Annotated in this window: 23 protein-coding genes, 1 tRNA gene and 2 pseudogenes; 12 read left to right on the top strand and 14 right to left on the bottom strand. The window is 70.4% G+C overall.

All coding sequences use genetic code 11. The features are described 5' to 3' along the window. Window positions 1-56: 56 nt before the first annotated feature. Complete coding sequence (locus tag AV521_RS14215; RefSeq protein WP_076088186.1) at window positions 57-827, top strand: sulfite exporter TauE/SafE family protein; 771 nt, start codon at window positions 57-59, stop codon at window positions 825-827. A gap of 62 nt (window positions 828-889) precedes the next feature. Here the strand turns inward: AV521_RS14215 and AV521_RS14210 are convergent, their stop codons facing one another. Next, the gene (locus AV521_RS14210) at window positions 890-1,675 is read right to left on the bottom strand and encodes an HAD-IIA family hydrolase (RefSeq protein WP_179023088.1); all 786 of its coding nucleotides are present in this window, start codon (window positions 1,673-1,675) and stop codon (window positions 890-892) included. A 61-nt stretch (window positions 1,676-1,736) separates the two neighbouring features. Between AV521_RS14210 and AV521_RS14205 the strand changes: the two genes are divergently transcribed. Continuing rightward, window positions 1,737-2,483: a cobalt-precorrin-6A reductase gene (locus AV521_RS14205; RefSeq protein WP_076088184.1), complete on the top strand. Its 747-nt coding sequence runs from the start codon at window positions 1,737-1,739 to the stop codon at window positions 2,481-2,483. Between the two features lie 70 nt (window positions 2,484-2,553). On the opposite strand, the gene AV521_RS50740 is transcribed toward AV521_RS14205, so the two are convergent. The 4 genes and pseudogenes from AV521_RS50740 to AV521_RS14185 all read right to left on the bottom strand — a co-directional run bounded on the left by AV521_RS50740 (window position 2,554) and on the right by AV521_RS14185 (window position 4,732). Then, window positions 2,554-2,697 (bottom strand): hypothetical protein, encoded by a 144-nt coding sequence (locus tag AV521_RS50740; RefSeq protein WP_256725547.1) that lies wholly within the window; start codon window positions 2,695-2,697, stop codon window positions 2,554-2,556. 239 nt (window positions 2,698-2,936) lie between these two features. After that, a pseudogene (locus tag AV521_RS14195) lies at window positions 2,937-3,182 on the bottom strand (MFS transporter); the annotation flags it as partial. Window positions 3,183-3,374: 192 nt separating this feature from the next. Further along, window positions 3,375-4,148, bottom strand: coding sequence for a precorrin-6A synthase (deacetylating) (gene cobF / locus AV521_RS14190; RefSeq protein WP_107480912.1), 774 nt, complete (start codon window positions 4,146-4,148; stop codon window positions 3,375-3,377). 68 nt (window positions 4,149-4,216) lie between these two features. Continuing rightward, window positions 4,217-4,732, bottom strand: coding sequence for a DUF309 domain-containing protein (locus AV521_RS14185; RefSeq protein ID WP_076088180.1), 516 nt, complete (start codon window positions 4,730-4,732; stop codon window positions 4,217-4,219). Window positions 4,733-4,837: 105 nt separating this feature from the next. Here AV521_RS14185 and AV521_RS14180 point away from each other — a divergent pair. Continuing rightward, window positions 4,838-4,911 (top strand) — tRNA-Pro (locus AV521_RS14180). A 153-nt stretch (window positions 4,912-5,064) separates the two neighbouring features. Next, on the top strand, window positions 5,065-6,069 hold the full coding sequence (locus AV521_RS14175; RefSeq protein ID WP_076088179.1) for a zinc-binding dehydrogenase: 1,005 nt from the start codon (window positions 5,065-5,067) through the stop codon (window positions 6,067-6,069). 16 nt (window positions 6,070-6,085) lie between these two features. Here AV521_RS14175 and AV521_RS14170 read toward each other — a convergent pair whose 3' ends face one another. The 4 genes from AV521_RS14170 to AV521_RS14155 all read right to left on the bottom strand — a co-directional run bounded on the left by AV521_RS14170 (window position 6,086) and on the right by AV521_RS14155 (window position 10,396). Continuing rightward, entirely contained in the window at window positions 6,086-6,973 is an 888-nt protein-coding gene (locus AV521_RS14170) for a carbohydrate ABC transporter permease (RefSeq protein ID WP_076088177.1), read from the bottom strand. After that, entirely contained in the window at window positions 6,970-7,950 is a 981-nt protein-coding gene (locus AV521_RS14165; RefSeq protein WP_076088175.1) for a carbohydrate ABC transporter permease, read from the bottom strand. Before AV521_RS14165 ends, AV521_RS14170 begins: the two co-directional genes overlap by 4 nt. A gap of 8 nt (window positions 7,951-7,958) precedes the next feature. Beyond that, window positions 7,959-9,272, bottom strand: a complete 1,314-nt coding sequence (locus tag AV521_RS14160) for an ABC transporter substrate-binding protein (RefSeq protein ID WP_076088174.1) — start codon at window positions 9,270-9,272, stop codon at window positions 7,959-7,961. 332 nt (window positions 9,273-9,604) lie between these two features. Continuing rightward, window positions 9,605-10,396, bottom strand: coding sequence for a GntR family transcriptional regulator (locus tag AV521_RS14155; RefSeq protein WP_076088173.1), 792 nt, complete (start codon window positions 10,394-10,396; stop codon window positions 9,605-9,607). Window positions 10,397-10,575: 179 nt separating this feature from the next. On the opposite strand from AV521_RS14155, the gene AV521_RS14150 reads away from it, so the two are divergent. The 5 genes from AV521_RS14150 to AV521_RS14130 all read left to right on the top strand — a co-directional run bounded on the left by AV521_RS14150 (window position 10,576) and on the right by AV521_RS14130 (window position 14,873). Beyond that, window positions 10,576-11,595, top strand: a complete 1,020-nt coding sequence (locus tag AV521_RS14150) for a sugar ABC transporter substrate-binding protein (RefSeq protein ID WP_076088171.1) — start codon at window positions 10,576-10,578, stop codon at window positions 11,593-11,595. Continuing rightward, window positions 11,595-12,671 (top strand): ABC transporter permease, encoded by a 1,077-nt coding sequence (locus tag AV521_RS14145; protein ID WP_076088169.1) that lies wholly within the window; start codon window positions 11,595-11,597, stop codon window positions 12,669-12,671. Before AV521_RS14150 ends, AV521_RS14145 begins: the two co-directional genes overlap by 1 nt. 4 nt (window positions 12,672-12,675) lie before the next feature. Continuing rightward, the gene (locus tag AV521_RS14140; protein ID WP_076088168.1) at window positions 12,676-13,587 is read left to right on the top strand and encodes an ATP-binding cassette domain-containing protein; all 912 of its coding nucleotides are present in this window, start codon (window positions 12,676-12,678) and stop codon (window positions 13,585-13,587) included. Window positions 13,588-13,589: 2 nt separating this feature from the next. After that, the gene (locus AV521_RS14135; RefSeq protein WP_076088166.1) at window positions 13,590-14,498 is read left to right on the top strand and encodes a sugar phosphate isomerase/epimerase; all 909 of its coding nucleotides are present in this window, start codon (window positions 13,590-13,592) and stop codon (window positions 14,496-14,498) included. A gap of 180 nt (window positions 14,499-14,678) precedes the next feature. Next, entirely contained in the window at window positions 14,679-14,873 is a 195-nt protein-coding gene (locus AV521_RS14130) for a hypothetical protein (protein ID WP_076088165.1), read from the top strand. A gap of 100 nt (window positions 14,874-14,973) precedes the next feature. Here AV521_RS14130 and AV521_RS14125 read toward each other — a convergent pair whose 3' ends face one another. The 3 genes and pseudogenes from AV521_RS14125 to AV521_RS14115 all read right to left on the bottom strand — a co-directional run bounded on the left by AV521_RS14125 (window position 14,974) and on the right by AV521_RS14115 (window position 18,030). Next, entirely contained in the window at window positions 14,974-15,978 is a 1,005-nt protein-coding gene (locus AV521_RS14125) for a Gfo/Idh/MocA family oxidoreductase (protein WP_076088163.1), read from the bottom strand. 77 nt (window positions 15,979-16,055) lie between these two features. Then, complete coding sequence (locus AV521_RS14120; RefSeq protein WP_076088162.1) at window positions 16,056-16,844, bottom strand: SDR family oxidoreductase; 789 nt, start codon at window positions 16,842-16,844, stop codon at window positions 16,056-16,058. An 18-nt stretch (window positions 16,845-16,862) separates the two neighbouring features. Then, a pseudogene (locus AV521_RS14115) lies at window positions 16,863-18,030 on the bottom strand (phytanoyl-CoA dioxygenase family protein). Between the two features lie 183 nt (window positions 18,031-18,213). On the opposite strand from AV521_RS14115, the gene AV521_RS14110 reads away from it, so the two are divergent. Beyond that, a complete protein-coding gene (locus tag AV521_RS14110) occupies window positions 18,214-19,245 on the top strand; it encodes a LacI family DNA-binding transcriptional regulator (protein WP_076088160.1) in 1,032 nt (343 codons plus the stop codon). Between the two features lie 9 nt (window positions 19,246-19,254). Further along, entirely contained in the window at window positions 19,255-19,842 is a 588-nt protein-coding gene (locus AV521_RS14105; RefSeq protein WP_076088158.1) for a poly-gamma-glutamate hydrolase family protein, read from the top strand. Window positions 19,843-19,992: 150 nt separating this feature from the next. Here the strand turns inward: AV521_RS14105 and AV521_RS14100 are convergent, their stop codons facing one another. Then, the gene (locus AV521_RS14100; RefSeq protein WP_076088156.1) at window positions 19,993-21,153 is read right to left on the bottom strand and encodes a Gfo/Idh/MocA family protein; all 1,161 of its coding nucleotides are present in this window, start codon (window positions 21,151-21,153) and stop codon (window positions 19,993-19,995) included. 119 nt (window positions 21,154-21,272) lie between these two features. Here AV521_RS14100 and AV521_RS14095 point away from each other — a divergent pair, with 119 nt between their 5' ends. Further along, on the top strand, window positions 21,273-22,271 hold the full coding sequence (locus AV521_RS14095; protein WP_076088153.1) for a LacI family DNA-binding transcriptional regulator: 999 nt from the start codon (window positions 21,273-21,275) through the stop codon (window positions 22,269-22,271). A gap of 13 nt (window positions 22,272-22,284) precedes the next feature. Here the strand turns inward: AV521_RS14095 and AV521_RS14090 are convergent, their stop codons facing one another. After that, a complete protein-coding gene (locus AV521_RS14090) occupies window positions 22,285-22,629 on the bottom strand; it encodes a cupin domain-containing protein (RefSeq protein ID WP_076088151.1) in 345 nt (114 codons plus the stop codon). Between the last annotated feature and the right edge of the window lie 24 nt (window positions 22,630-22,653).

The raw sequence follows: 22,653 nt of genomic DNA, 5'->3' as shown, positions 1-22,653 counted from the left end.
CCTGGCGAGACGGTCCTTACGCCGGAGGGTTGTCAGGACATAGCATCGGTCCCCGCATGAACACGATGACGCTCTGGCACATATCCGGCTGGGAGTTCGCCGCGCTCGCCTTCGCGGCCCTGCTGGTCGGCTTCTCCAAGACCGCGGTCAGCGGGGCCAACACGGTGAGCCTCGCGATCTTCGCGGCCGTCCTTCCGGCCCGCGCCTCCACCGGCGTGCTGCTGCCCGTCCTGATCGCCGGCGACGTGCTCGCCGTCCTCACCTACCGGCGGCACGCCCACTGGCCCACTCTGTGGCGGCTGTTCCCGGCCGTCGCGGCGGGTGTCGTGGTGGGCACGCTCTTCCTGATGTGGGCCGACGACGGGGTCGTACGGACCTCGATCGGCGCGATTCTGCTGCTGATGGCCGGGGTCACGGTGTGGCGGCGGCGCGGAGCCGGCACCGAGGAAGCGCCGGACTCGGTCACCACCCGGGCGGGCCGCGTCAAGGCCCGCTCGTACGGCGTGCTCGGCGGGTTCACCACGATGGTCGCCAACGCTGGCGGCCCGGTGATGTCGATGTACCTGCTCTCGGCCGGCTTCCGGAAGCTGGGCTTCCTTGGCACCTCCGCCTTCTTCTTCCTGATCGTGAACCTGTCCAAGGTGCCGTTCAGCGCGGGCCTCGGCCTGATCGACGGACGCTCGCTGCTCCTTGACGCCGCGCTCGCGGTGTTCGTCGTCCCCGGAGCGTTGTTCGGCAAATGGGCCGTGCACAGGATCAACCAGCGGCTCTTCGAACAGCTCGTGATCGCGGCGACGATCGTGGGCGGAGCGCAGCTGCTGCGCTAGGCCCTGTCGTCCAAACCCCCTTCCCCACTGCCCCAAGGGCGTGGGAGGTGCCCCCACCCGGGTTACGACAGCCCCAGCAGTGTCGGGAGGTCCGCGAAGGAGTCCAGTACGTGGTCGGGGGTGCCGCTCGCCCCGTCCAGTGTCTCCTGCTGGAACTTCCCCGTCCGCACCAGCACCCCGGTCAGCCCGGCCCGTTGTGCCGCCAGCACGTCCGACTCCACGTCGTCGCCCACCATCAGCGCCTGCTGCGCGCCCACCCCCAGCTGGGCCAGCGCCGCCGCGAAGAACGCCCGGGACGGCTTGCCCGTGACCTCGGCCTCGACCCGCGCCGCCTGCTCCAGCCCGAGCAGAAAGGCGCCTGCGTCCAGACGCAGCCCGGCGTCGGTGCGCCAGTACAGATTGCGGTGCATGGCGATCAGCCGCGCACCCCGCTGGAGCCAGCCGAACGCCCGGTCGAGCGCCGCGTAGTCGAACTCCGGCCCGGCGCCGCCGAACACGACCACCTCCGGATCGTCCTCGACCAGGGTGACCCCGCCGAGATCCGCCGCGATGTCCCCGCTGTTGAGCAGCGCGCAACGGGCGCCCGGAAAGTGCTCGGCCAGATGGGCGGCGGTGGCGGAGGGCGCGGTGAGGACGTCCTCGGCGCCCACCTCGAAACCTGCGGCGCCCAGCGTCTCGGCGATCGACGCCCGGGTCCGGGACGTCGTGTTGGTCACCAGTACCACACCGAGCCCGGCCGCGCGGATCCGGCGCAGTGCCGCCACGGCGCCCGGCAGGGGCTTCCAGGAGACGGTGAGGACACCGTCGATGTCGATCAGGACGGCACGCACGGATTCCGAGACCACCATGACATCGACCGTAGCGACCCGGACACCGGACCGCCCCGCACGACCTCGTACGCTCACCCCCATGCCCGCGCATGTCCTGATCCTCGGCGGCACCACCGAGGCCCGCCGCCTCGCCGCCGGCCTGGCCTCCCGGCCCGGCCTCCGGGTCACCACGTCCTTGGCCGGCCGGGTCGCACGGCCGGGAGCGGTGGCGGGTGAGGTGCGGATCGGCGGCTTCGGCGGCGCGGAGGGGCTGGCCGACTGGCTGCGCACCCACCAGGTGGACGCGCTGGTCGACGCCACCCACCCCTTCGCCGAGTCGATCACGGCCCATGCCGCCCACGCGGCGGCGGCCACCGGGGTGCCGGCGGTGGTACTGCGCCGCCCCGGCTGGCGGCCGGGCCCCGGCGACCGGTGGCACGACGCCCCGTCGCTGGCCGAGGCCGCCGAGACCCTGCCCGCTCTCGGCCGCCGGGTGTTCCTGAGCACCGGACGCCTGGGCCTGGCCACCTTCGCCCATCTGACCGACCTGCACTTCGTGGTCCGCTCGGTGGAACCGCCCGAGCCGCCGATGCCGCCGGACACCGAACTGATCCTGGCGCGAGGCCCGTTCACCGTCGCCGCCGAGACGGAGCTGCTGCGCACACACCGCATCGAGGTGCTGGTGACCAAGGACAGCGGCGGCGAGGCCACGGCCGCGAAGCTGACCGCCGCGCGGGAACTCGTGCTGCCCGTCGTGGTCGTACGCCGCCCTCCGCTGCCCCCGGGTGTGACGGCGGTGCCCGATGTGGCGGGGGTGCTGGAACGGCTCGGCCTCAGCCCGGCGTGAGGACGGACGGCGGAGGCGGACGTGGCCCTGAGCATGGGCGGTGCCCCGCGCCCGGCTCACCCGGGCTTTCCTACGCGGCGCTCGGCTCCGGCTCCGCTGAAGTGGCCCGTTGGGCCAAGCCGTTGCTGAGGTCCTCCACCAGCAGCCGCTTGGCGATCGAGTCGACGGCCGCGCGGAGGTCGGCGCCCGCCGGATGGCCGAAGTCCTGCTGCACCCGGTCCTTCAGCCAGGCGCCCCATGCCGTTGCCCCATGCCGTGCCGATCAGCTCGGCCTCGCGGCTGCCGGCCTGGGTGTGGGAGAGCAGGAAGCCGTCCCGGGTCGGATAGCCCTCGTCGACCACGCGGTCGAAGACCGGCAGCAGCACCTCCGGCCGAAGATGGCGCCGGCCCGCGATCAGGCCGAGGCTCGCGTGCCCGACCAGCCGGATCAGCAGCCCCACCTGCATCACCGCCCAGCAGCGTCATGTTCGTGGCGAGGCCGCACAGGAACGAGCCGGTGATGAACACGATCGCCGAGACCTGGAAGACCATTTTGCGGCCGAACAGGTCGCCGAACTTGCCGACCAGCACGGTCGCGACGGTCTCGGCGAGCAGATACGAGGTGACCACCCAGGACATGTGCGCCGCGCCGCCCAGATCCGACACGATCGTCGGCAGCGCCGTGCCCGCGATCGTCTGGTCCAGGGCCGCGAGCAGCATGCCCAGCACGATCGTCACGAAGACGACGTTGCGGCGGCGGGCCGTACGGGTTCCTCGGCGACAGTCACGCGGTCACGATCACACGGGTGGCCCAGTGCCGCATGCGGGGCGGTCCGCCCGAGTGCCGTCGGGAGTGCTCGGAGGTTTCCGTGCGGCAGACCGTCATGCGTCACGGATTTCCGCGCGGGGCCCTCAAGCGTCCCCGGGATTTCTGCGCAGCAGATACGTGTCCATGATCCAGCCCTTGCGCTCGCGGGCCTCGGCCCGCACCCGCTCGATGCGCGGACCGGCCTCGGCGATCGGGCCGGATACCAGGATCTCGTCCGGCGTGCCGAGGTACGCGCCCCAGTAGATGTCGATGTCGTCCTCGGCGTACTGCCGGAACGTCTGGTGCGCGTCCAGCATCACGACCACGTCGTCCACGCCCTCGGGGAAGCCCTCGGCCAGCCGCCGCCCGGTGGTGATCTGCACCGGCCGGGCCACCCGGTTCAGGCCCGTGCGGTGCCGGGCGACCAGTGTGGAGACGCTGCTGACACCGGGTATGACGTCGTACTCGAACGCCACCGCACCGCGCGCCAGCACCTCCTCCAGGATCCCGAGCGTGCTGTCGTACAACGCGGGATCGCCCCACACCAGGAAGGCGCCGGTGCCGTCCTCGCCCAGCTCCTCGGCGATCAGCCGCTCGTAGATCCCGGCACGGGCGCTGCGCCAGTCCTCCACGGCCGGCGAGTACGCCGACCCGCCCGCCCTACGGTCCCGCTCCGGATCACGGGCCTGCACCACTCGGTACGACCCCTCGGGCAGATGCGCGTCCAATATGTCCCGGCGGAGCTGCGTGAGATCGCTCTTCACCTCGCCCTTGTCGAGCAGGAAGAACACGTCCGTGCTCCGCAGCGCCCGGACAGCCTGCAGGGTCAGCTGCTCGGGGTCGCCCGCGCCGATACCGATGACATGAATCTTTCGCACACCCCGAGTCTGCCGCATGCCACTGACACCCCGTTCATCGCCTCTACAGGCTGCACGGAGCCGCCGGTTCAGGCCCCGCGCCCGCCGAGCCGAGGCGCCTCGGCACGTGCGTCCACCGGGCCGGAGCCGTCCGCCACCCGCTGCGCCAGTTCCCGCGCCCACTGGGCGAGCCCCGCCAGATCCATCCCGTAGGGGTGGTCCGAGTCCCGCGCCGCCGCCCACTCTTCGACCGCGGCCGCGCCCCGCCGCAGCAGCCGCGCCCCGCCGACCGCGTTGCCGCGGGCCGAGTGGGTGAGCCCGACCGCCAGCTGGGCCAGGCCGCGCCACAGCGCGCGCTCGTCCTGCGGACCCGACTTCCAGGCGTCCTCGAACACCTCGTGCGCGTGGAACGGCTTACCCGCGTCCAGCAGCCCCTGCGCCTCGGCGACCGTCTCGTCGGGCGTCCGTACGACCCCTTCCGGCTGCCGGGCGACGCCCTCCGCGTCGTACGGCAGCGGCCGCCCGAGTCCGTCCCGGGGGCGCGCGTTGCGGGCCCGACCGTCCGCGTCGCGGTCCCTGGCATCCGATGCGTCCGTGTTGGTCATACCGCCGATTGTCCCCCGCGCACCCCGAGCCCACTTCGGCCCACCCCCGTGCGTGGGGTAAAGTGCTGTTCGCGCGATCACGCGGGTCACCGCGAGTGAGCGCATCGGGACGTGGCGCAGCTTGGTAGCGCACTTGACTGGGGGTCAAGGGGTCGCAGGTTCAAATCCTGTCGTCCCGACTGGGTAACACGACGTGGCCGAGGGGCCGTACCGGAAACTTCCGGTACGGCCCCTCGGCCGTGTGGTACCTCTACGTCGACGTCGGCTGGTCATGGACAGCACACACCCGCCGACCGTGGCTCTGTGGGGGAGAAGACAGGGAGGCCAGATCCATGGCGGAGCGGACGATGCGGGCGGTGGTGGCCGAGCGCCCGGGCGGTCCGGAGGTGCTGCGCCTGCGGGAGGTGCCGCGGCCGTCGGTGCGGCCGGGCTGGATCCTGGTGCGGATCACGGCCTTCGGGCTCAACCGTTCGGAGCTGTTCACCCGGCGCGGCTGGTCGCCTGGTGTGGAACTGCCCCGCATTCTCGGCATCGAGGGTGTCGGCGTGGTGGCCGAATCCCTCGATCCCCGGCTGCCGGAGGGCACCGCCGTCGCCGCCGCCATGGGCGGAATGGGCCGCCACTTCGACGGCGCCTACGCGGAGTACGCCCTGATACCGGGCGCGCAGCTGATGCCGATCCGCACCGACCTGCCCTGGCCGCTGGTGGCCGCCCTGCCCGAGGCCTACCTCACCGCCTACGGTTCGCTGGAGGCCCTTGAGATGCGCCCCGGACAGCGCCTGCTGGTCCGCGCGGCCACCTCGGGCGTCGGCATGGCCGCCCTCGACCTCGCGCGTGACCGGGGGCTGGAGGTGGCCGGCACGACCCGCGACCCTGCCAAGGCGGCGGCCGTACGCGCCGCCGGCGCCCAGCACGTCGTACTGGACGAAGGGGGCGCGCTGCCCGACCGGGTGAAGGAGGTGTGGCCCGACGGCGCCGACCGGGTCCTGGACCTCGTCGGCGGCCCCGCCCTGCTCGACTCGCTGCGGTCCCTCGCGCCGCGCGGACGGGTGTGCTGCACCGGCTGCCTGTCGGACGAATGGATCATCCCGTCCTTCGAACCACTGGAGGACATCCCGTCCGGCGCCGCCCTGACCACCTTCTCCAGCAGCACCGTCAACACCGGCGACTGGGCCTCGCGAGCGCTTCAGGAGATCCTCGACCGGGTCGCGGACGGTTCGGTGCGTCCAGTCCTCGACCGGGTCTTTCCGCTGGCCGAACTCCCCGACGCCCACCGGTACATGGAGGAGAACCGCGCGGCCGGCAAGGTGGTGGTGAGCAACGTGCCGGCCGCGTGAACCGGTGTCCTGGCGGTCAGCCCTTGTTGGAGCCGAGGGTCAGGCCGCTGACGAACTGGCGCTGGAGCGCGAAGTAGACGACCAGCGTGGGAATGGCCGTCAGGAGGGAGCCTGCCGCCACCAGGTTGGGGTCGGTGAAGTACTGGCCGGAGAGGTTGTTCAGGGCCGAGGTGATCGGCATGTTCTGACCGGTCGAGATCAGGACGAGCGCCCAGAAGAAGTCGTTGTAGATCCAGATCGACAGCAGGGTCGCCAGGGCCGCCATCGCGGGCTTGCACAGCGGCAGTGTGATCTGCCAGTACAGCCGCCACACCGAGGCGCCGTCGACCAGCGCGGCCTCCGTCAGCTCGTGCGGCAGCGAGCGCATGTAGTTGCTCAGCACGAACGCGCAGAACCCGGACTGGAACGCCACATGGATGAGGACCAGGCCGAGCGCGGAGTCGTACAGCTTGCCGCTGGCCGTGATGCCCGGCAGGTTCGTCAGCAGGTACAGCCGGTACAGCGGGGTGATGATGACCTGCTGCGGCAGGAGGTTGCCGGCCGTGAAGACCAGCAGCAGGGCCAGGTTGAGGCGGAAGTCGAAGCGGCTGACGTAGAACGCCACGCAGGAGGACAGGAACAGGGTCAGCAGCACGGCCGGCACCGCGATGATCAGCGTGTTGCCGAAGTAGTGCAGCATGTCCGACTGCTTGAACGCGTTCGTGAAGTTCTCGAACGTCAGCTTGTCCGGCCAGGAGACATAGCCCTTGGCGCTGGTCTCGCTGTACGGCCGCAGCGCCGAGAAGATCGCCCACAGCAGCGGGGCCAGCCACGCGAGCGCCGTACCGGCGAGGAAGACGTGCAGCACGATCCGGGCGGGGCGGATCGGGGCGCGCCGCTTCAGCGGCAGGGTGGTGCTGCTCATGCGCGTCGCTCCTTCCGGAAGGTGGCGATCAGATAGGGGATGATCACCGCTAGGGAGATCACCAGCAGGACCACGGCGATCGCGGAGCCGTAACCGATGCGGCTGGACTCGCCGATGATGTTGTTGGTGACCAGGATCGACAGCAACTCCGTGCCCTGGGCGCCCTTGTTGAAGACGAAGACCAGGTCGAAGGCGCGCAGTGCCTCGATGATGGTGACGACCAGGACGACCGTGTTGGTCGGGCGCAGGGTGGGGAAGATGACGTTCTTGAACGTCTGCCACTCTCCCGCGCCGTCCAGCGCGGCGGCCTCGCGCAGCGACGGGTCGACGCTCTTCAGGCCGGCCAGGTAGAGGATCATCATGTAGCCGGTGTGCCGCCAGGACGCGGCGATCAGGACCGCCCACAGGTTCAGATGCGGGTCGCCGATCCAGTCGATGTAGTGGCCTGGCTTGTTGGCGCCGATGACGCTGTTGATCAGGCCGGTGTCCGGGTTGTAGACCAGCTGCCAGACGAAGCCGATGCAGGCCATCGAGATGACCACCGGCAGGAAGAACGCGGTCTGGTACACCCGGCTGAAGCGGATCCGCTTGTCCAGCTGCACGGCCAGGAACAGGCCGAACGGCGTCGGGATCAGGATCAGCACCACGAACCAGATCACGTTGTGCTGGACGGCCGGCCAGAACTGCGGGTTGTCGTTGAAGAGTTGTTTGAAATTGTCCAGGCCCACCCACTTGATCGAGTCGAACCCGATGCCGTCCCAGGTGGTGAAGGCGAGGAAGATCGAGGCGATGGCGGTGACCCAGACGAGGGCCACGTGCAGGATCGTCGGCACGCCCGCCATCAGGGCGAGCGTGATCCGGTCGCGGCGGGTCAGCAGGCGGCGGTGGCTGTGCGTGGCCCGCGTTCGCGCGGGCGAGGCGCCCGGAGGCGGCACCGCGGCCGTCTCCGGGGTCTGCGTCGTCGTATCGGTCGTCATCGGGTCGCTCACTCGGACGCGAAGATCGTCTTCTTCTGGCGTTCGATGGACGACAGCAGGTTGTCCACGTCCTTGGGGTTCTGCAGGAACTTCTGCAGTCCCGGCTGCATGACCGTGGAGGTGAAGTCGGGCCGGGAGTCGCGGTCCATGAACTGGGTGAGGTTCTTCGCGCTGCCGATCATCTCGAACGCCTTCTTCTGCAGCGCCGAGTACGCCGAGGTGCTGGCCTTGTCGGAGGCGGCGACCACGCTCGGGTCGGTCTTCAGGTACATCTCCTCGGCCGCCGGGCTGCCCAGGTATTCCAGCAGCTTGACGACACCGGCGTGGTTCTTCGGGGCCTTGCTGACCATGAAACCGTCGGTCGGCGCCTCGACCGTCTCCTGGCCGTACGCGGAATTGATCTCCGGGAAGGGGAAGAAGTCGAGGTCGTCCAGGTCGGCCTTGTTGGTGAACTGCTGGGCCACGAAGGAGCCGAGGAGGTACATGCCGGCCTTCTTCGACACCAGTGTCTGCGCGGCGTCCTCCCAGGTACGGCCCATGAAGCCGTCCTGGTGGTAGGGGAGCAGCTCGGCCCAGTGGTCGAAGACGGCCTTCACCTTGGCGTCGGTCCAGGAGGCCTTGCCCGCCATCAACTGCACATGGAAGTCATAGCCGTTGAGGCGGAAGTTGATCTGGTCGAAGGTGCCCATCGCCGGCCAGGCGTCCTTGTCGCCGAAGGCGATCGGGACCAGGCCGTCCTTCTTCATCTGCTTGCACAGGGCGACCAGTTCGTCCCAGGTGGCGGGGGCCTTGTAGCCGTGCTGCTGGAAGACGCTCTTGCGGTAGAAGATCGCCCAGGGGTACGTCGTCACCGGCACGAAGTAGTACTTGCCGTCCTCGCCCTTGCTGAGCTTCTTCATCGCGTCCGGGAAATTGTCCCCGATCTTCTGCCACACGTCGTCGACCGGTGTGGCCAGCTTCTTCGCCGCGAAGAACTGCATGCGGTATCCGGCGAACCAGTTGAACACGTCGTCCGGCGTGCCCTGCAGATACGAGTTGATCTGCTCCTGGAAGGTGTTGTGGTCCTTCGTGTTCACATCGACGGTGATGCCGGACTGCTTCTTGAAGTCCGCGTACACGGCCGCGAAGGCCTTCTTCGGCACGGCGTCCGAGGCGTTGGAGCCGAGCGTGACGGTCTTCGGGTCGGAGGAGGAACCGCTGCCTCCGCAGGCGGACAGCAAGGGGATACCGGCACCGGCGAGCAGGGCGGCACCGCCCGCTCCGCGCAGCAGCGAGCGACGGCTGGGACCGGGGACGGAAACACCGGAGGGGGAGAGGCGCATGGCGGCTCCTGAGGAAAACAGGGCTCGGTCAAGGGGATGAGTTGATCACCGAAAGGTCGTCGAAACCGCTCAGAAACCAACTCGACCGAACATCGTGGGCGTAATAACAGCCCCAAGTCCGCTCATGCGTCAATAGGTCGGCCTCCACTGGGCTGTCTCTTGCCCGAAACGTAATCGTCATCGTTACCTGCGAGTTCGCCGGAGCGCGGAGCCGACGGCCCCCACGGCGCGGGCGGCCGTGGGGGCTGTGTGAACACGGGTGATTCCGTTTTCGGTGCTGACCAGCGGTTCGGGTCCGGCCCCGGAGGTTTCAGGTGCTGCTGATCGGCGGTTCAGGCCCTGACGAGCAGCTGGAAGTCGAAGGCGTACCGCGAGGCCCGGTACACATGGCTGCCGTACTCCACCGGCCGGCCCGTGACGTCGTACGCGGTGCGCCGCATGGTGAGCAGGGCCGCGCCCTCCTTTTCCTCCAGCAGGGCGCCCTCCTCGGCCGTCGCGCTGCGGGCGCCGATGGACTGGCGGGCGCTGTGCAGGACGATCCCGGCGGACCGCATCATGTGGTAGAGGCCTGTCGACTCCAGCCGCTCCGTGGGGAGTTCGAGGAGGTCGGCCGGCAGATAGTTGCACAGGAACGCCACCGGGCGGCCGTGGGTGCAGCGCAGCCGCTCCAGCACGGTGACCTCGGCGCCCTCCGCGAGGGTGAGGGCCGCGGCCACCTCCGGGGGTGCCGGGATCCGTTCGTTGCGCAGCACCCGGGTGGTCGGGCCCTGTCCGGCCGACTCCAGGTCGTCGTAGAGGCTGCTGAGCTCCAGCGGCCGTCTGACCTTGCTGTGCACGACCTGGGTGCCCACCCCGCGGCGGCGCACCAGCAGTCCCTTGTCGACGAGGGACTGGATCGCCTGGCGCACGGTGGGCCGGGACAGGCCGAGCCGTACGGAGAGGTCGACCTCGTTGCCCAGCAGGTTGCCCGGGGCCAGCGTGCCGTGTTCGATGGCCGCCTCCAACTGCTGGGCGAGCTGGTAGTACAGCGGCACCGGACTCGTGCGGTCCAGGGCGAAGGTGAGCGAGTCGAGCGCGCGATCACCCGGTGCCGTTCGCTGCTCGGTGCGGTGTACTGGGCTCATGCCTCTCAGGTGTAGGTCCGGGGAGGTGAAGGTGTCAATGGTTTGTACTTACATTCGGACCTGCTTGTGAAATGATGTCTTAACAAAGTATTGACAGCGGGCTCGCCAAGGACTTGTATCCCGTCCCAACGCAACAGCGTCCCTTCCCCCCGTCGCACGCACAGTGAGGTGCTGGAAAGATGGACCGCTCTTCTCCCTCCCGCTCCCGGAGACTGGCCCCGATGGTGGCCGTCGCCGCCGCGGTCGCCCTGACACTGGCTGGCTGCGCCAGCGCCCATGGCGGCAAGAAGGCCGAGGAGGCGGCACAGAACGCCTCGGCGGGCAAGGCCAACACCCCGCGCATGACCGTCGCGCTGGTCACGCACCAGGCACCCGGTGACACCTTCTGGGACACCGTCCGCAAGGGCGCCGAGGCCGCTGCGGCCAAGGACAACATCAAGCTCGTCTACTCCGCCGACCCGAACGCCGGCAACCAGGCGAACCTGGTGCAGAACGCGATCGACCAGAAGGTCGACGGCATCGCGGTCACCCTGGCCAAGCCGGACGCGATGAAGGGCGTCATCGGCAAGGCGGAACAGGCCGGCATCCCCGTGGTGGGCCTGAACTCGGGACTGAGCGACTGGAAGAAGCTCGGCATGCTGGAGTTCTTCGGGCAGGACGAGAGCGTGGCGGGCGAGGCCTTCGGCGACAAGCTGAACACCACCGGCGCCAAGAAGATCGTCTGTGTCATCCAGGAGCAGGGCAACGTGGGCCTCACCCAGCGCTGCGACGGTGTGCAGAAGACGTTCAAGGGCACGACCGAGACGCTGTATGTGAACGGCACGGACATGCCGTCCGTGCGGTCGACGATCACGGCGAAGCTGAAGCAGGACTCGTCCATCGACACGGTCGTCACCCTCGGTGCGCCGTTCGCGCTGACCGCCGTGCAGTCGGTGGGCGACGCGGGCAGCAAGGCGAAGGTGGCCACCTTCGACCTGAACAAAGACCTCGTGAAGGCGGTCCAGAACGGCTCCATCCAGTTCGCCGTCGACCAGCAGCCCTATCTGCAGGGCTACCTGGCCGTCGACTCCCTGTGGCTCTACAAGTACAACGGCAACTACAGCGGTGGCGGGGTGCAGCCGGTACTGACCGGCCCGGCCTTCGTCGACAAGTCCAACGTCGACAAGGTGGCCGAGTTCGCCGCGAAGGGGACCCGGTGATGAGCATGGCGCAGCAGGCTGAGCCGGCCCTCGGCAGGCCGCCGGGATCCGGTCCGAAGGAGAGCGACGGCCGTACCACGCGGCGTCCGCTGGCGCTACGGCTGCTGGCTCGCCCCGAGGTGGGTGTCTTCCTCGGTGCGGCGGCCGTAGTGGTCTTCTTCCTGATCGCCGCGCCGGCGGTGCGTCAGGGCAGTTCGATGGCGACGATCCTGTACCAGTCGTCGACGATCGGGATCATGGCGTTGCCGGTGGCGCTGCTGATGATCGGCGGCGAGTTCGACCTGTCCTCCGGTGTCGCGGTGATCTCCTCGGCGCTGACCGCGAGCATGCTCAGCTACCAGTTGACGATGAACGTGTGGACCGGCGTGATCGTCGCTCTGGCCGTCTCGCTCGCCATCGGGTTCTTCAACGGCTGGCTGGTGGTGAGGACCGGGCTGCCCAGCTTCCTGATCACGCTGGGCACGTTCCTGATCCTGCAGGGTGTGAACCTCGCCGTGACCAAGCTGGTCACCGGCAATGTCGCCACCGACGACATCAGCGACATGGACGGCTTCGCCCAGGCGAGGAAGGTCTTCGCGTCGTCGTTCGACGTGGGCGGGGTCCAGGTGAAGATCACGGTCGTGTGGTGGCTGGTCTTCGCCGCGCTGGCGACCTGGGTGCTGCTGCGCACCAAGTACGGCAACTGGATCTTCGCAGTCGGCGGGAACAAGGAGAGCGCGCGGGCCGTCGGTGTCCCGGTGACGTTCGCCAAGATCTCGCTGTTCATGCTGGTCGGTCTCGGGGCCTGGTTCGTCGGCATGCACAACCTGTTCTCCTTCAACACGGTGCAGTCCGGAGAGGGTGTGAGCAACGAGCTGATCTACATCGCGGCGGCGGTGATCGGTGGCTGTCTGCTCACCGGCGGGGCCGGCTCGGCGATCGGCTCGGTCTTCGGGGCGTTCATGTTCGGCATGGTCAACCAGGGCATCGTCTACGCCGGCTGGAACCCCGACTGGTTCAAGGCCTTCCTCGGCGTGATGCTCCTGGGCGCCGTCCTGATCAATCAGTGGGTCCAGCGCACCGCGACCCGGAGGTAACGCCATGACTGACAACGGAACCGGAACCCACGGCGCCGTCCTCCAGGACGCCGCACCCCAGCAGGACGGCCCGCTGGTCGAACTGCGCGGTGCGGGCAAGTCGTACGGCAACATCCGCGCCCTGCACGGCGTCGACCTGACGGTCCTTCCCGGCCAGGTCACCTGCGTCCTCGGCGACAACGGCGCCGGCAAGTCCACCCTGATCAAAATCGTCTCCGGGCTGCACCAGCACACCGAGGGCGAGTTCCTCGTCGACGACCGGCCGGTACGCTTCAGCACCCCGCGTGAGGCCCTGGACCGGGGCATCGCCACCGTCTACCAGGACCTGGCGACGGTGCCGTTGATGCCGGTGTGGCGCAACTTCTTCCTCGGCTCGGAGATGACCAGGGGGCCCTGGCCGGTCCGCCGCCTGGACATCGCCCGCATGAAGCAGACCGCGGACCAGGAACTGCGCAACATGGGGATCGTCCTGGACGACCTCGACCAGCCCATCGGCACCCTCTCCGGCGGCCAGCGCCAGTGTGTCGCGATCGCCCGCGCCGTCTACTTCGGCGCCCGCGTCCTGATCCTGGACGAGCCCACCGCCGCCCTCGGCGTCAAACAGTCCGGCGTCGTCCTCAAGTACATCGCCGCCGCCCGCGACCGCGGCCTGGGCGTCATCTTCATCACCCACAACCCCCACCACGCCTACATGGTCGGCGACCACTTCAGCGTCCTGCGCCTGGGCACCCTCGAACTGTCCGCCTCCCGCGCCGAGGTCAGCCTGGAGGAACTGACCAACCACATGGCCGGCGGCGCCGAACTCGCCGCCCTCAAACACGAACTGGCCCAGGTACGCGGCGTCGACACCGACGAACTCCCCGAAGAGAGCGACCTCACCGCACCCGTCGCACCCTCCCCGGAAGGAACCCCCTGACCATGGTCACCCCCACCCCGCTGGACCGTATCCGGGTCGGCTCGGCCCCCGACTCCTGGGGCGTCTGGTTCCCCGACGACCCGCGGCAGGTGCCCTGGGAACGCTTCCTCGACGAGGTCTCCGAAGCGGGCTACGAGTGGATCGAACTCGGCCCCTACGGCTACCTCCCCACCGACCCCGCCCGCCTCAGGGACGAGGTGGCCCGGCGGAACCTGAAGGTCTCGGCGGGCACGATCTTCACCGGCATGCACCGCGGCCCGTCCGTGTGGGAGGAGACCTGGGCCCACGTCAGCCAGGTCGCCGCGCTCACCCACGCGATGGGGGCGCGGCACCTGGTGGTCATCCCCTCCTTCTGGCGTGACGACAAGACCGCCGAGATCCTGGAGCCGCCGGAGCTGACCGCCGAGCAGTGGGCGCACCTGACCAAGGGCATGGAGCGGCTCGGTCACGAGGTCAAGGAGACGTACGGCCTGGACATCGTCGTCCACCCGCACGCCGACACGCACATCGACACCGAGGACCACGTCGAACGCTTCCTGGACTCGACCGACACGGATCTGGTCAACCTCTGCCTGGACACCGGGCACTACACCTACTGCGGCGGCGACAGCGTCAAGCTCATCGAGACCTATGGCGAGCGCATCGGGTATCTCCATCTCAAGCAGGTGGACCCGGGGATCCTCGCCGAGGTGCGGGCCGAGGGAACTCCGTTCGGGCCCGCCGTGGCCCGCGGTGTGATGTGCGAACCGCCGTCAGGGGTACCGGAGTTGGGGCCGGTGATGGAGGCGGCGCAGCGGCTCGGCGTGGACCTGTTCGCCATCGTGGAGCAGGACATGTATCCCTGCGAGCCGGACAAGCCCCTGCCGATCGCGGTCCGCACCCGACGGTTCCTGCGCTCCTGCGGGGCTTGAGGATTCGGTGCGCCGTGTGGGCCGGTTCCCGTGTCTGCGGGAACCGGCCCTCGGCGTGCCCGGCCGGTCGGTTCCTGCGGTACGGCAACGGATTCGGGCAGGGGGTGGCCGGGAACCAAACGGGGGCACGTGGGCGTTGAGCAGGACGACGGGGGACGCCCGCGCGGACGGGAGGACGAGATGACGCGGCGTACGGAATCCGGGAAGACGCCCCAGGAGGCCACCGACGAAGCGGTCCTGCGCCGCACCCGCTTCGGCGCGCTGCCCGAGCGGATACGCCCCGAGGACACGGTCGAGACCAAGCCGGCGACGTTGCCGGACCCGGCGCGGGACGCCTACAACCCGGACGAGTGGCTGGTGCGCTACTGCCTCTGAGCCGCACCGAGCTGAACGGCCCCTTGAGCCGCACGAGCGGGACGGCGCCGTGACCGATGAGGCTCACGGCGCCGTCCCGCCCGTCGAAGGAGGCGCGGGGTCAGGCCTGGCGGACCTCCGCCAGCGTCACCGGTCGGTGCTCGTGCAGGGACAGGGTGCAGGCTTCGGCGATCCAGCCTGCCTCCAGGGCGTCCTCGATCGTGCAGGGGGAGGGGCGAGTCCCGGCCACGACCTCGGTGAACGCGGTGAGTTCGGCGCGGTAGGCGTCGGTGAAGCGGTCCATGAAGAAGTCGTGCGGGGTGCCGGCCGGGAAGGTCACCCCGGGCTCGACCGAGCGCAGCGGCAGCTTGTCGTCCAGGCCGACCGCGATCGAGTCCGTGAAGCCGTGCAACTCCATGCGGACGTCGTAACCACGCGCGTTGTGGCGGGAGTTGGAGACCACCGCGATGGTGCCGTCGTCCAGGGTGAGGATCGCTCCGGTGGTGTCGGCGTCACCCGCCTCCTTGATGTAGTCGGCACCCCGGTTGCCGCCGACCGCGTACACCTCGGTGACTTCACGGCCGGTCACCCAGCGGATGATGTCGAAGTCGTGCACGGAGCAGTCGCGGAAGATGCCACCGGACGCGGCGACGTAAGCGGCCGGCGGCGGCGCCGGGTCCAGGGTCGTGGAGCGGACCGTGTGCAGCTTGCCCAGCTCGCCCGCCCGGACGGCGGCGCGCGCGGCGGTGAAGCCCGCGTCGAACCGGCGGTTGTAGCCGACCTGGATCGGCACGTCGCTGCCCTGCACGGCCTTGAGTACCTCGACGCCCTCGCTCATCGTCTTCGCGACGGGCTTCTCGCAGAAGACCGGGACGCCGGCCTCGACGCCGGCCAGGATCAGGGCGGGGTGGGCGTCGGTCGCGGCGGCCACCACGATGCCGTCCACACCGGCGGCCAGCAGCGCCTCCGGCGAGTCAACGACCTCGGCCCCGAACCGCTCGGCGGCGGCCTTGGCCGCGTCCGCGAACGGGTCGGTGACGACGAGCGACCCGACGGCGTCGAGACCGGAGAGGGTCTCGGCATGGAAGGCGCCGATGCGGCCGAGGCCGAGGATTCCGATACGCATGATGATGAGGCTCCTTGCAGGTCTTACGGGGACGAGGCAGTTGTCACGGGGACACAGGGACCAGTGGGGAGGGAGGTTCAGTCGAGGCCGCCGAGCACGTTCTGGTCCCAGTCGATCACCGACCCGGTCACCACACCGGAGCGATCGGACAGCAGGAACACCACGAAGTCGGCGATCTCGTCCGGTTGGCCCAGCTTGCCCATCGGCAGCCGCGCCGAGGCCTGCTCCCGCCAGTCGTCGCCGGCGCCGTGGAAGGCACGCTGCGTGGCGTCCTCTCCCTCCGTCGCGGTCCAGCCGATGTTCAGGCCGTTGATCCGGATCCGGTCCCAGCGGTGGGCGTGCGCGGCGTTGCGGGTCAGGCCCACGAGGCCCGCCTTGGCGGCGACGTACGGGGCCAGGAACGGCTGGCCGCCGTGCGCCGAGGAGGTGATGATGTTGACGATCGTGCCGGGCGCCCTGCGCGCCACCATGTCGGCGACCGCCGCCTGCATCGCGAAGAACGGTCCCTTGAGATTGATCGCGACATGGGCGTCGAAAAGCTCCGGCGTCGTGTCCAGCAGAGTGCCCCGCGAGGTCAGCCCCGCCGAGTTCACCAGACAGTCGATCCGGCCGTAGGCGTCCACCACCTCACACACCGCAGCCTTGGCCTGCTCGGCGTCCGCCAGATCGGCGCGCACGAACATCGCCTTGCCCCCGGCCGCCGACAGCTCGGCCACCAGCGCCTCACCCGGTTCGGTACGGCGGCCGGTGACCGCCACGACGGCGCCCTCCCGGACGGCGGCCCGCGCGATCGCGGCGCCGACCCCCTGACTGCCGCCGTTGACCAGGACGATCTTGTCCCGGAGAAGTCCGTCGAGAAGTCCCATGGCCTGCCCTGACCTTCCTCAGCTCTCTCGCCGTTCCGTACCCGCCCGCAGCTCCGCGCGGAGCCGCTCCGGCGTCCATTCCTCGCGCACCGCCCCGCCGCACAACGTCCGCCTGCGCGGGCGGGGCGAGACCGTCGACCGGCGGGTCGCTGTCGAGGTTGGTCGGGAAGGGGTAGCCCTCGGCGCTCGCCGCGATCACGTTCTCCAGCCACTCCTCGCCTGCGCCCTCGGCCGCGCGGCGCAACAGCACCGGGAACACCGCGTTCGCCACGGCCTCCCGGTCCACCGTCTCCATCGCACGCCCGAAGGCGGAGGACACCTGGAGCAGATTGGCCGTGCGCCGCACGTCCGCCGTGCGGTTGGTGCCTGCGGCGTGGAAGAGCGCCGGGTTGAAGAAGGCCGCGTCACCCTTGGCGAGCGGCAGTTGTACATGGCCCGCCTCGAAGTACGCCTGGAACTCCGGCAGTCGCCAGGCCAGATAGCCCGGCTCGTACCGCTGCGAGTACGGCAGATACAGCGTCGGGCCCGACGCCACCGGCATGTCGCAGTGGGCGACCGCGCCCTGCAGTGTGAGCACCGGGGAGAGGCGGTGCACATGGGCGGGGTAGGCGGCCGCGGCCCTGTCGCTCAGGAAGCCGAGGTGGTAGTCCCGGTGCGCGGTCTGGCCGGCGCCGCCCGGGTTGACCACGTTGACCTGCGAGGTCACCTGGTAGCCGGGGCCCAGCCAGGCGCCCGGGACCAGGGCCAGGACGTCGTTCGCGTAGTAGTCGGCGAACGCCTCCGGGTCGTACAGGGCCGTCTTCTCCAGTGCGGTCCACACCCGGTCGTTGGCGCCCGGCTTCGCGAAGTGGTCGCCCGCGGCCGCCCCCGCGGACCGCTGCTCGGCGAGCAGGGCCTCGAACACCGCGGTGACCCGGTCGACGACGGACGGGTCGGCAAAGGCGCCCTGCACCACGACGATCCCCGGGCCGTCGGCGAACGCCCGCACCAGCTCGGCCCGCAGCGCATCCCGGTCCTCCGCGGTACGCAGCCGCTCGCCCTCGTACACCAGGACGTTCTCCGCCACCGAGGCGGCGTGCGGGTAGTCCGCCAGATGTGTCGTCCGGTCGATCAGGGCGCGGAAGGCGCCGAGGTCGCAGTCCTGCTCGGACAGCCACGTACGACCTGGCACGGAAGCGACGGACATCGGTGTCCTTTCGGTCAGGGCCTGGCGGCCTCGGGCCTTCGAGCCCGGCCTCCTGCCGATCCCGAGCCTCCGGCCGATTGCGGCTTTCGGCCACGGGAACGACGCGGCCCTGTCATTCTTGTCAGTACAAACCCCTCGAACAACCAGCAGCCGGCCATCAAAAACCCCTCAAGGAGCCGGGCCATGGGCCACCCGTTCCCGATCCGGGAGATCGCACGTCAGGCGGGTCTCAGCGAGGCCACCGTGGACCGAGTGCTGAACGGCAGGGGAGGGGTGCGCGAGAGCACCGCGCAGGAGGTGCGCCGGGCCATCGCCGACCTCGACCGGCAGCGCACACAGGTCCGGCTGGTCGGCCGTACGTTCATGGTCGACATCGTGGTGCAGGCGCCCGAGCGGTTCTCGACCGCCGTGCGCGCCGCCCTGGAGGCCGAACTGCCGTCCCTGCACCCGGCGGTGGTCCGCTCCCGCTTCCACTTCCGCGAGACCGGCCCGGCCGCGGAGCAGGTCGGGACGCTGGACCGGATCGCCCGGCGCGGCTCCCAGGGCGTGATCCTCAAGGCGCCGGACGTTCCCGAGGTCACCGCGGCCGTGGGCCGGCTCACGGCGGCCGGCATCCCGGTCGTCACCCTGGTCACCGACCTGCCCGCCAGCGGCCGGGTCGGCTACGTCGGCAGCGACAACCGCGCCGCCGGCGCCACCGCCGCCTATCTGATGGGCCAGTGGCTCGGCGACCGGCCCGGCAACGTCCTCACCAGCCTCAGCAGCGGCTTCTTCCGCAACGAGGAGGAGCGCGAGATGGGCTTCCGCGGCGTGATGCGGGCCCGGCATCCCGAGCGGACCCTGGTGGAGATCGCCGAGGGGCAGGGCCTGGACGCCACGCAGTACGACCTGGTCCGCGCCGCCCTGGCACGGGATCCGGAGATCCGGGCCGTGTACTCCATCGGCGGCGGCAACAACGCCACCCTGCGCGCCTTCGCCGACCTCGGCCGCACCTGCGCGGTGTTCATCGCCCACGACCTCGACCACGACAACACCCGGCTGCTGCGCGAACACCGGCTGTCCGCCGTGCTCCACCACGATCTGCGTCAGGACATGCGGGAGGCCTGCCATCTCGTCATGCGGGCGCACGGCGCACTGCCTCCGGCCGGCCCGCCGCTGCCGTCCGCGATCCAGGTCGTCACGCCGTACAACATGCCCGCACCGACGGACGGCTGAGGGGAAGCGATGACACGCACCGAACACATCGAGATCGAGGGCGTCCCGCTCCTCGCGACCCTCGTACCCGGCGACGGCATCGGGCTCCTGGCGCTGCACGGCAGCAACGAGGGCGGCACCGCCGAACTCGCCGGCCTCGTCGCCCGCCGCTGCGGCGCCACCAGCCTCGTCTTCACCCAGCCTGGCGCCCGGGAGCCCGTCCACATCCCGTCCCCACGCATGGCGGCCGACCACTGCGCACTGCTCCGGGAGTTCCTGCGGCGGGTTTCCCTCACGGTCTCCCTGCACGGCCATATGCGCCCCGAGGCCCCGCACACGATCTTCCTCGGCGGCGCCAACCGGCCCGCGGCCCGTGTCCTGGCCGAGGCCTTCGCCGCCGGGGCCCCACAGTTCCCGACCGTCACCGACCTGGCGGCGATCCCGCCCGCCCTGCGCGGCGTACACCCCCAGAACCCCGTCAACCTGACCCGCCTCGCCGGAGTCCAGGTCGAACTGCCACTCCAGGCCCGCACGAGCGGCGGCGCCGACATCCCGCCGGACTCGGTGACCGACGCGCTGACGGCGGGCGTGGAAGAGCTGAGCAGATCAACGCCGTGAGCGGCAGCACCGCCGAGGGGCGCGGGGCCATGTCTGATATGCGGCTACCGCCGCGTGGGCGCGACAGGCCACGACGGACCCGCAGACGCCAGCAGGCACATCGCGGCACTCTCTACGGCGTCTCGCGGTGCTTCCAGCAGAGAGCTCGGATCAACCTGCCTCCACGTCCACCCACGTCTTGCGCTGAGCGGCCAGCGTCATCGCGTCCAAGGCGGCAGCGCTCCGCACCGCATCCGTGAGCGTCGTGCCGTACGGCACCCCCTCGGCCACGGACCGTACGAAGCGGTACGCCTCGATCACCTTCAGATCGTCGTACCCCATCGCATTCGCCGCCCCCGGCTGAAACGCCGCGAACTCACCGGTGCCCGGACCGACGAACACCGTGCTCACCGGCTGGTCCTGGTACGCCGCACCCCGGCTCACCGCCAGCTCGTTCAGCCGCCGGAAGTCCCAGCAGACAGCCCCCTTCGTGCCGTGCACCTCGAAGCCGTAGTTGTTCTGTTCGCCGACCGAGACCCGGCAGGCTTCGAGGACCCCGCGGGCGCCGGAGGCGAAGCGCAGCAGGCAGTTGACGTAGTCCTCGTTCTCGACGGGTCCCCGCTCGCCGCCGGCGGCGAGTGTGTGGCCGGCGGTGGCGCCGGTCGGCCGGGCGCGCTCCGGGAGGAAGATCGCGGTGTCGGCGGTGAGCGAGGCGATCTCGCCGAGCAGGAAGCGGGCCAGGTCCGCGCCGTGCGAGGCAAGATCGCCGAGCACCCCGCTGCCGCCGCGCGCCCGCTCGTACCGCCAGGTCAGGGCGCCGTCCGGGTGGGCCGCGTAGTCGCTGAACAGGCGGATGCGGACGTGGGTCACCCTGCCGATCTCACCGGAGGCGATCAGCTCGCGGGCGGCCTCGACGGCGGGCGCGTTGCGGTAGTTGAAGCCGACCGCGCCCTGCACGCCGGCCTTCGCGACCGCGTCGGCGACCGCGCGGGCGTCCCCGGCGGTCAGCCCGACCGGCTTCTCGATCCAGATGTGCTTGCCGGCCTCGGCCATCGCCACACCGATCTCCCGGTGCAGGAAGTTCGGGGCGGTGATGCTGACGGCCCGCACGCGCGGGTCGGCGGCCACCTCCCGCCAGTCGCGGGTCGCGGAGACGAACCCGAACTGCGCGGCGGCCTCCTCGGCCCACCCGGGCACCTCCTCGGCGACGGTGATCAGCCGGGGCCGCAGCGGGAGGTGCGGATAGTGGTGCGGCAGCCGCGCGTACGCCTGGGTGTGCACCCGGCCCATCCAGCCGAACCCGACGACGGCGACACCCAGCTCATCCACCATGACAGCCCTCCCGGGGCTACTTGGACCGGTCCATGCTGTGTCCAGGCCACCTTTGTGCTGACATGGCGAGCGTGTCAACCCTTTGACAGAGCGGCACGTCGCATGGAACGGTCCATGTCATGAGACCGCCGACCATCCGTGACGTGGCCGACCGGGCCGGAGTGTCCAAGTCGCTGGTCTCGCTGGTGCTGCGCGGCTCGGGACCGGTCAGCCCCGAGAAGCGCGAGGCCGTGCTGCGGGCCGTGCGCGAGCTGGGCTACCGGCCCAACGCGGCCGCCCGCAGCCTCAGCGAACAGCGCACCCGCACGGTCGGCGTCCTCCTGGACGACCTGCGCAACCCGTGGTTCGTCGACCTCCTCGACGGCCTCAACTCCCTGCTGCACACCGCCGGTCTGCACATGCTGCTCGCCGACGCCCGGCTGAACCGGCGGATGGGGCACGACCTCGCCGAACCGTTTCTGGACCTGGGGGTCGACGGCCTGGTGGTGGTCGGCACGGTTCCGGACCCCGGCGAACTCGGGGCGCTGGCACGGCGGATGCCGGTCGTGGTGGCGGGCGCCCGCGAGCCGCAGCCGGCGGGCGTGGACGTCGTCGCCGGGGACGACGAGCACGGGGCCCGGCTCGCCACCGAACACCTGCTCGGCCTCGGCCACCGCAGGATCGCCCACCTCGCGGGCCACGGCGCGGTCGGCGCACTGCGCCGACACGGCTTCGAGGCGGCGATGCGGGCCCACGGCGCCGAACCGGTCGTGGAGCCCGGCGATCTGACCGAGGAGGGCGGCTACCGGGGGACCGTACGCCTGCTCAGCCGCCCCGAGCGGCCCACGGCGCTCTTCGCCGTCAACGACATGGCCTCGGTGGGCGCCCTCTCGGCGGCCGAGGAACTCGGCCTGCGCGTGCCGCGGGACCTCTCGGTGGCCGGCTACGACAACACCAGCATCTCCCGGCTGCGGCACGTCTGGATGACCACGGTCGACACGGCGCCGTACGAGATCGGCCGGCGCGCCGCCCGCTGTCTGCTCGACCGGTTCGAGCGGCGGTACGACGAGGGCGCGGGGCGTGTCCACCTCGCCGTGCCGACGCTGGAGATCCGGGGGACGACGGCGCCGCCTTCGTGAAGAGCGGGCGGCCTCACAGGTTGATCGCGTACGCCTTGCGGAGCGTCTCGTGCACCGTCCACGTCGTACGGTCGCCCGCGCGCAGCACCGCCATGTCGCCCGGCCCGACCGTCAGTGTCGGCCCGTCCGCGATCTCGATCGTCGCCGAACCGCTGATCACCACGAACAGTTCGTCCGCCTCCGTGTCGGTGACCACGCCCGGCGTGATCTGCCAGATCCCGCGGATCTGCCGGCCGTCCGGCGACTCCCAGACCACCTTCCCGGTGACCTCCGGGTTCCCGGAGACGATCTGCTCCGGGTCGAGGGGCTCGGGTTCGAGGCCGGTGTCGGGGATGTGGAGTGCGAAGCTGTGGGTCATGCGGCGAGCCTAGCCAGCGCCCCG

Origin of the sequence: Streptomyces sp. IMTB 2501, assembly GCF_001953885.1 — a bacterium.
GTDB lineage: Bacteria > Actinomycetota > Actinomycetes > Streptomycetales > Streptomycetaceae > Streptomyces.
Note: the sequence above shows the minus strand (reverse complement) of the source record. Positions and strands in the feature narration are given on the sequence as shown.

What these genes read in the sequence shown, in the direction of transcription:
- AV521_RS14215 (WP_076088186.1), top strand. Translation starts at nt 57, where the DNA reads ATGAACACGATGACGCTCTGGCACATATCCGGCTGGGAGTTCGCCGCG.
- AV521_RS14210 (WP_179023088.1), bottom strand. Translation starts at nt 1,675, where the DNA reads ATGGTGGTCTCGGAATCCGTGCGTGCCGTCCTGATCGACATCGACGGT.
- AV521_RS14205 (WP_076088184.1), top strand. Translation starts at nt 1,737, where the DNA reads ATGCCCGCGCATGTCCTGATCCTCGGCGGCACCACCGAGGCCCGCCGC.
- AV521_RS14185 (WP_076088180.1), bottom strand. Translation starts at nt 4,732, where the DNA reads ATGACCAACACGGACGCATCGGATGCCAGGGACCGCGACGCGGACGGT.
- AV521_RS14175 (WP_076088179.1), top strand. Translation starts at nt 5,065, where the DNA reads ATGGCGGAGCGGACGATGCGGGCGGTGGTGGCCGAGCGCCCGGGCGGT.
- AV521_RS14170 (WP_076088177.1), bottom strand. Translation starts at nt 6,973, where the DNA reads ATGAGCAGCACCACCCTGCCGCTGAAGCGGCGCGCCCCGATCCGCCCC.
- AV521_RS14165 (WP_076088175.1), bottom strand. Translation starts at nt 7,950, where the DNA reads ATGACGACCGATACGACGACGCAGACCCCGGAGACGGCCGCGGTGCCG.
- AV521_RS14160 (WP_076088174.1), bottom strand. Translation starts at nt 9,272, where the DNA reads ATGCGCCTCTCCCCCTCCGGTGTTTCCGTCCCCGGTCCCAGCCGTCGC.
- AV521_RS14155 (WP_076088173.1), bottom strand. Translation starts at nt 10,396, where the DNA reads ATGAGCCCAGTACACCGCACCGAGCAGCGAACGGCACCGGGTGATCGC.
- AV521_RS14150 (WP_076088171.1), top strand. Translation starts at nt 10,576, where the DNA reads ATGGACCGCTCTTCTCCCTCCCGCTCCCGGAGACTGGCCCCGATGGTG.
- AV521_RS14145 (WP_076088169.1), top strand. Translation starts at nt 11,595, where the DNA reads ATGAGCATGGCGCAGCAGGCTGAGCCGGCCCTCGGCAGGCCGCCGGGA.
- AV521_RS14140 (WP_076088168.1), top strand. Translation starts at nt 12,676, where the DNA reads ATGACTGACAACGGAACCGGAACCCACGGCGCCGTCCTCCAGGACGCC.
- AV521_RS14135 (WP_076088166.1), top strand. Translation starts at nt 13,590, where the DNA reads ATGGTCACCCCCACCCCGCTGGACCGTATCCGGGTCGGCTCGGCCCCC.
- AV521_RS14130 (WP_076088165.1), top strand. Translation starts at nt 14,679, where the DNA reads ATGACGCGGCGTACGGAATCCGGGAAGACGCCCCAGGAGGCCACCGAC.
- AV521_RS14125 (WP_076088163.1), bottom strand. Translation starts at nt 15,978, where the DNA reads ATGCGTATCGGAATCCTCGGCCTCGGCCGCATCGGCGCCTTCCATGCC.
- AV521_RS14120 (WP_076088162.1), bottom strand. Translation starts at nt 16,844, where the DNA reads ATGGGACTTCTCGACGGACTTCTCCGGGACAAGATCGTCCTGGTCAAC.
- AV521_RS14110 (WP_076088160.1), top strand. Translation starts at nt 18,214, where the DNA reads ATGGGCCACCCGTTCCCGATCCGGGAGATCGCACGTCAGGCGGGTCTC.
- AV521_RS14105 (WP_076088158.1), top strand. Translation starts at nt 19,255, where the DNA reads ATGACACGCACCGAACACATCGAGATCGAGGGCGTCCCGCTCCTCGCG.
- AV521_RS14100 (WP_076088156.1), bottom strand. Translation starts at nt 21,153, where the DNA reads ATGGTGGATGAGCTGGGTGTCGCCGTCGTCGGGTTCGGCTGGATGGGC.
- AV521_RS14095 (WP_076088153.1), top strand. Translation starts at nt 21,273, where the DNA reads ATGAGACCGCCGACCATCCGTGACGTGGCCGACCGGGCCGGAGTGTCC.
- AV521_RS14090 (WP_076088151.1), bottom strand. Translation starts at nt 22,629, where the DNA reads ATGACCCACAGCTTCGCACTCCACATCCCCGACACCGGCCTCGAACCC.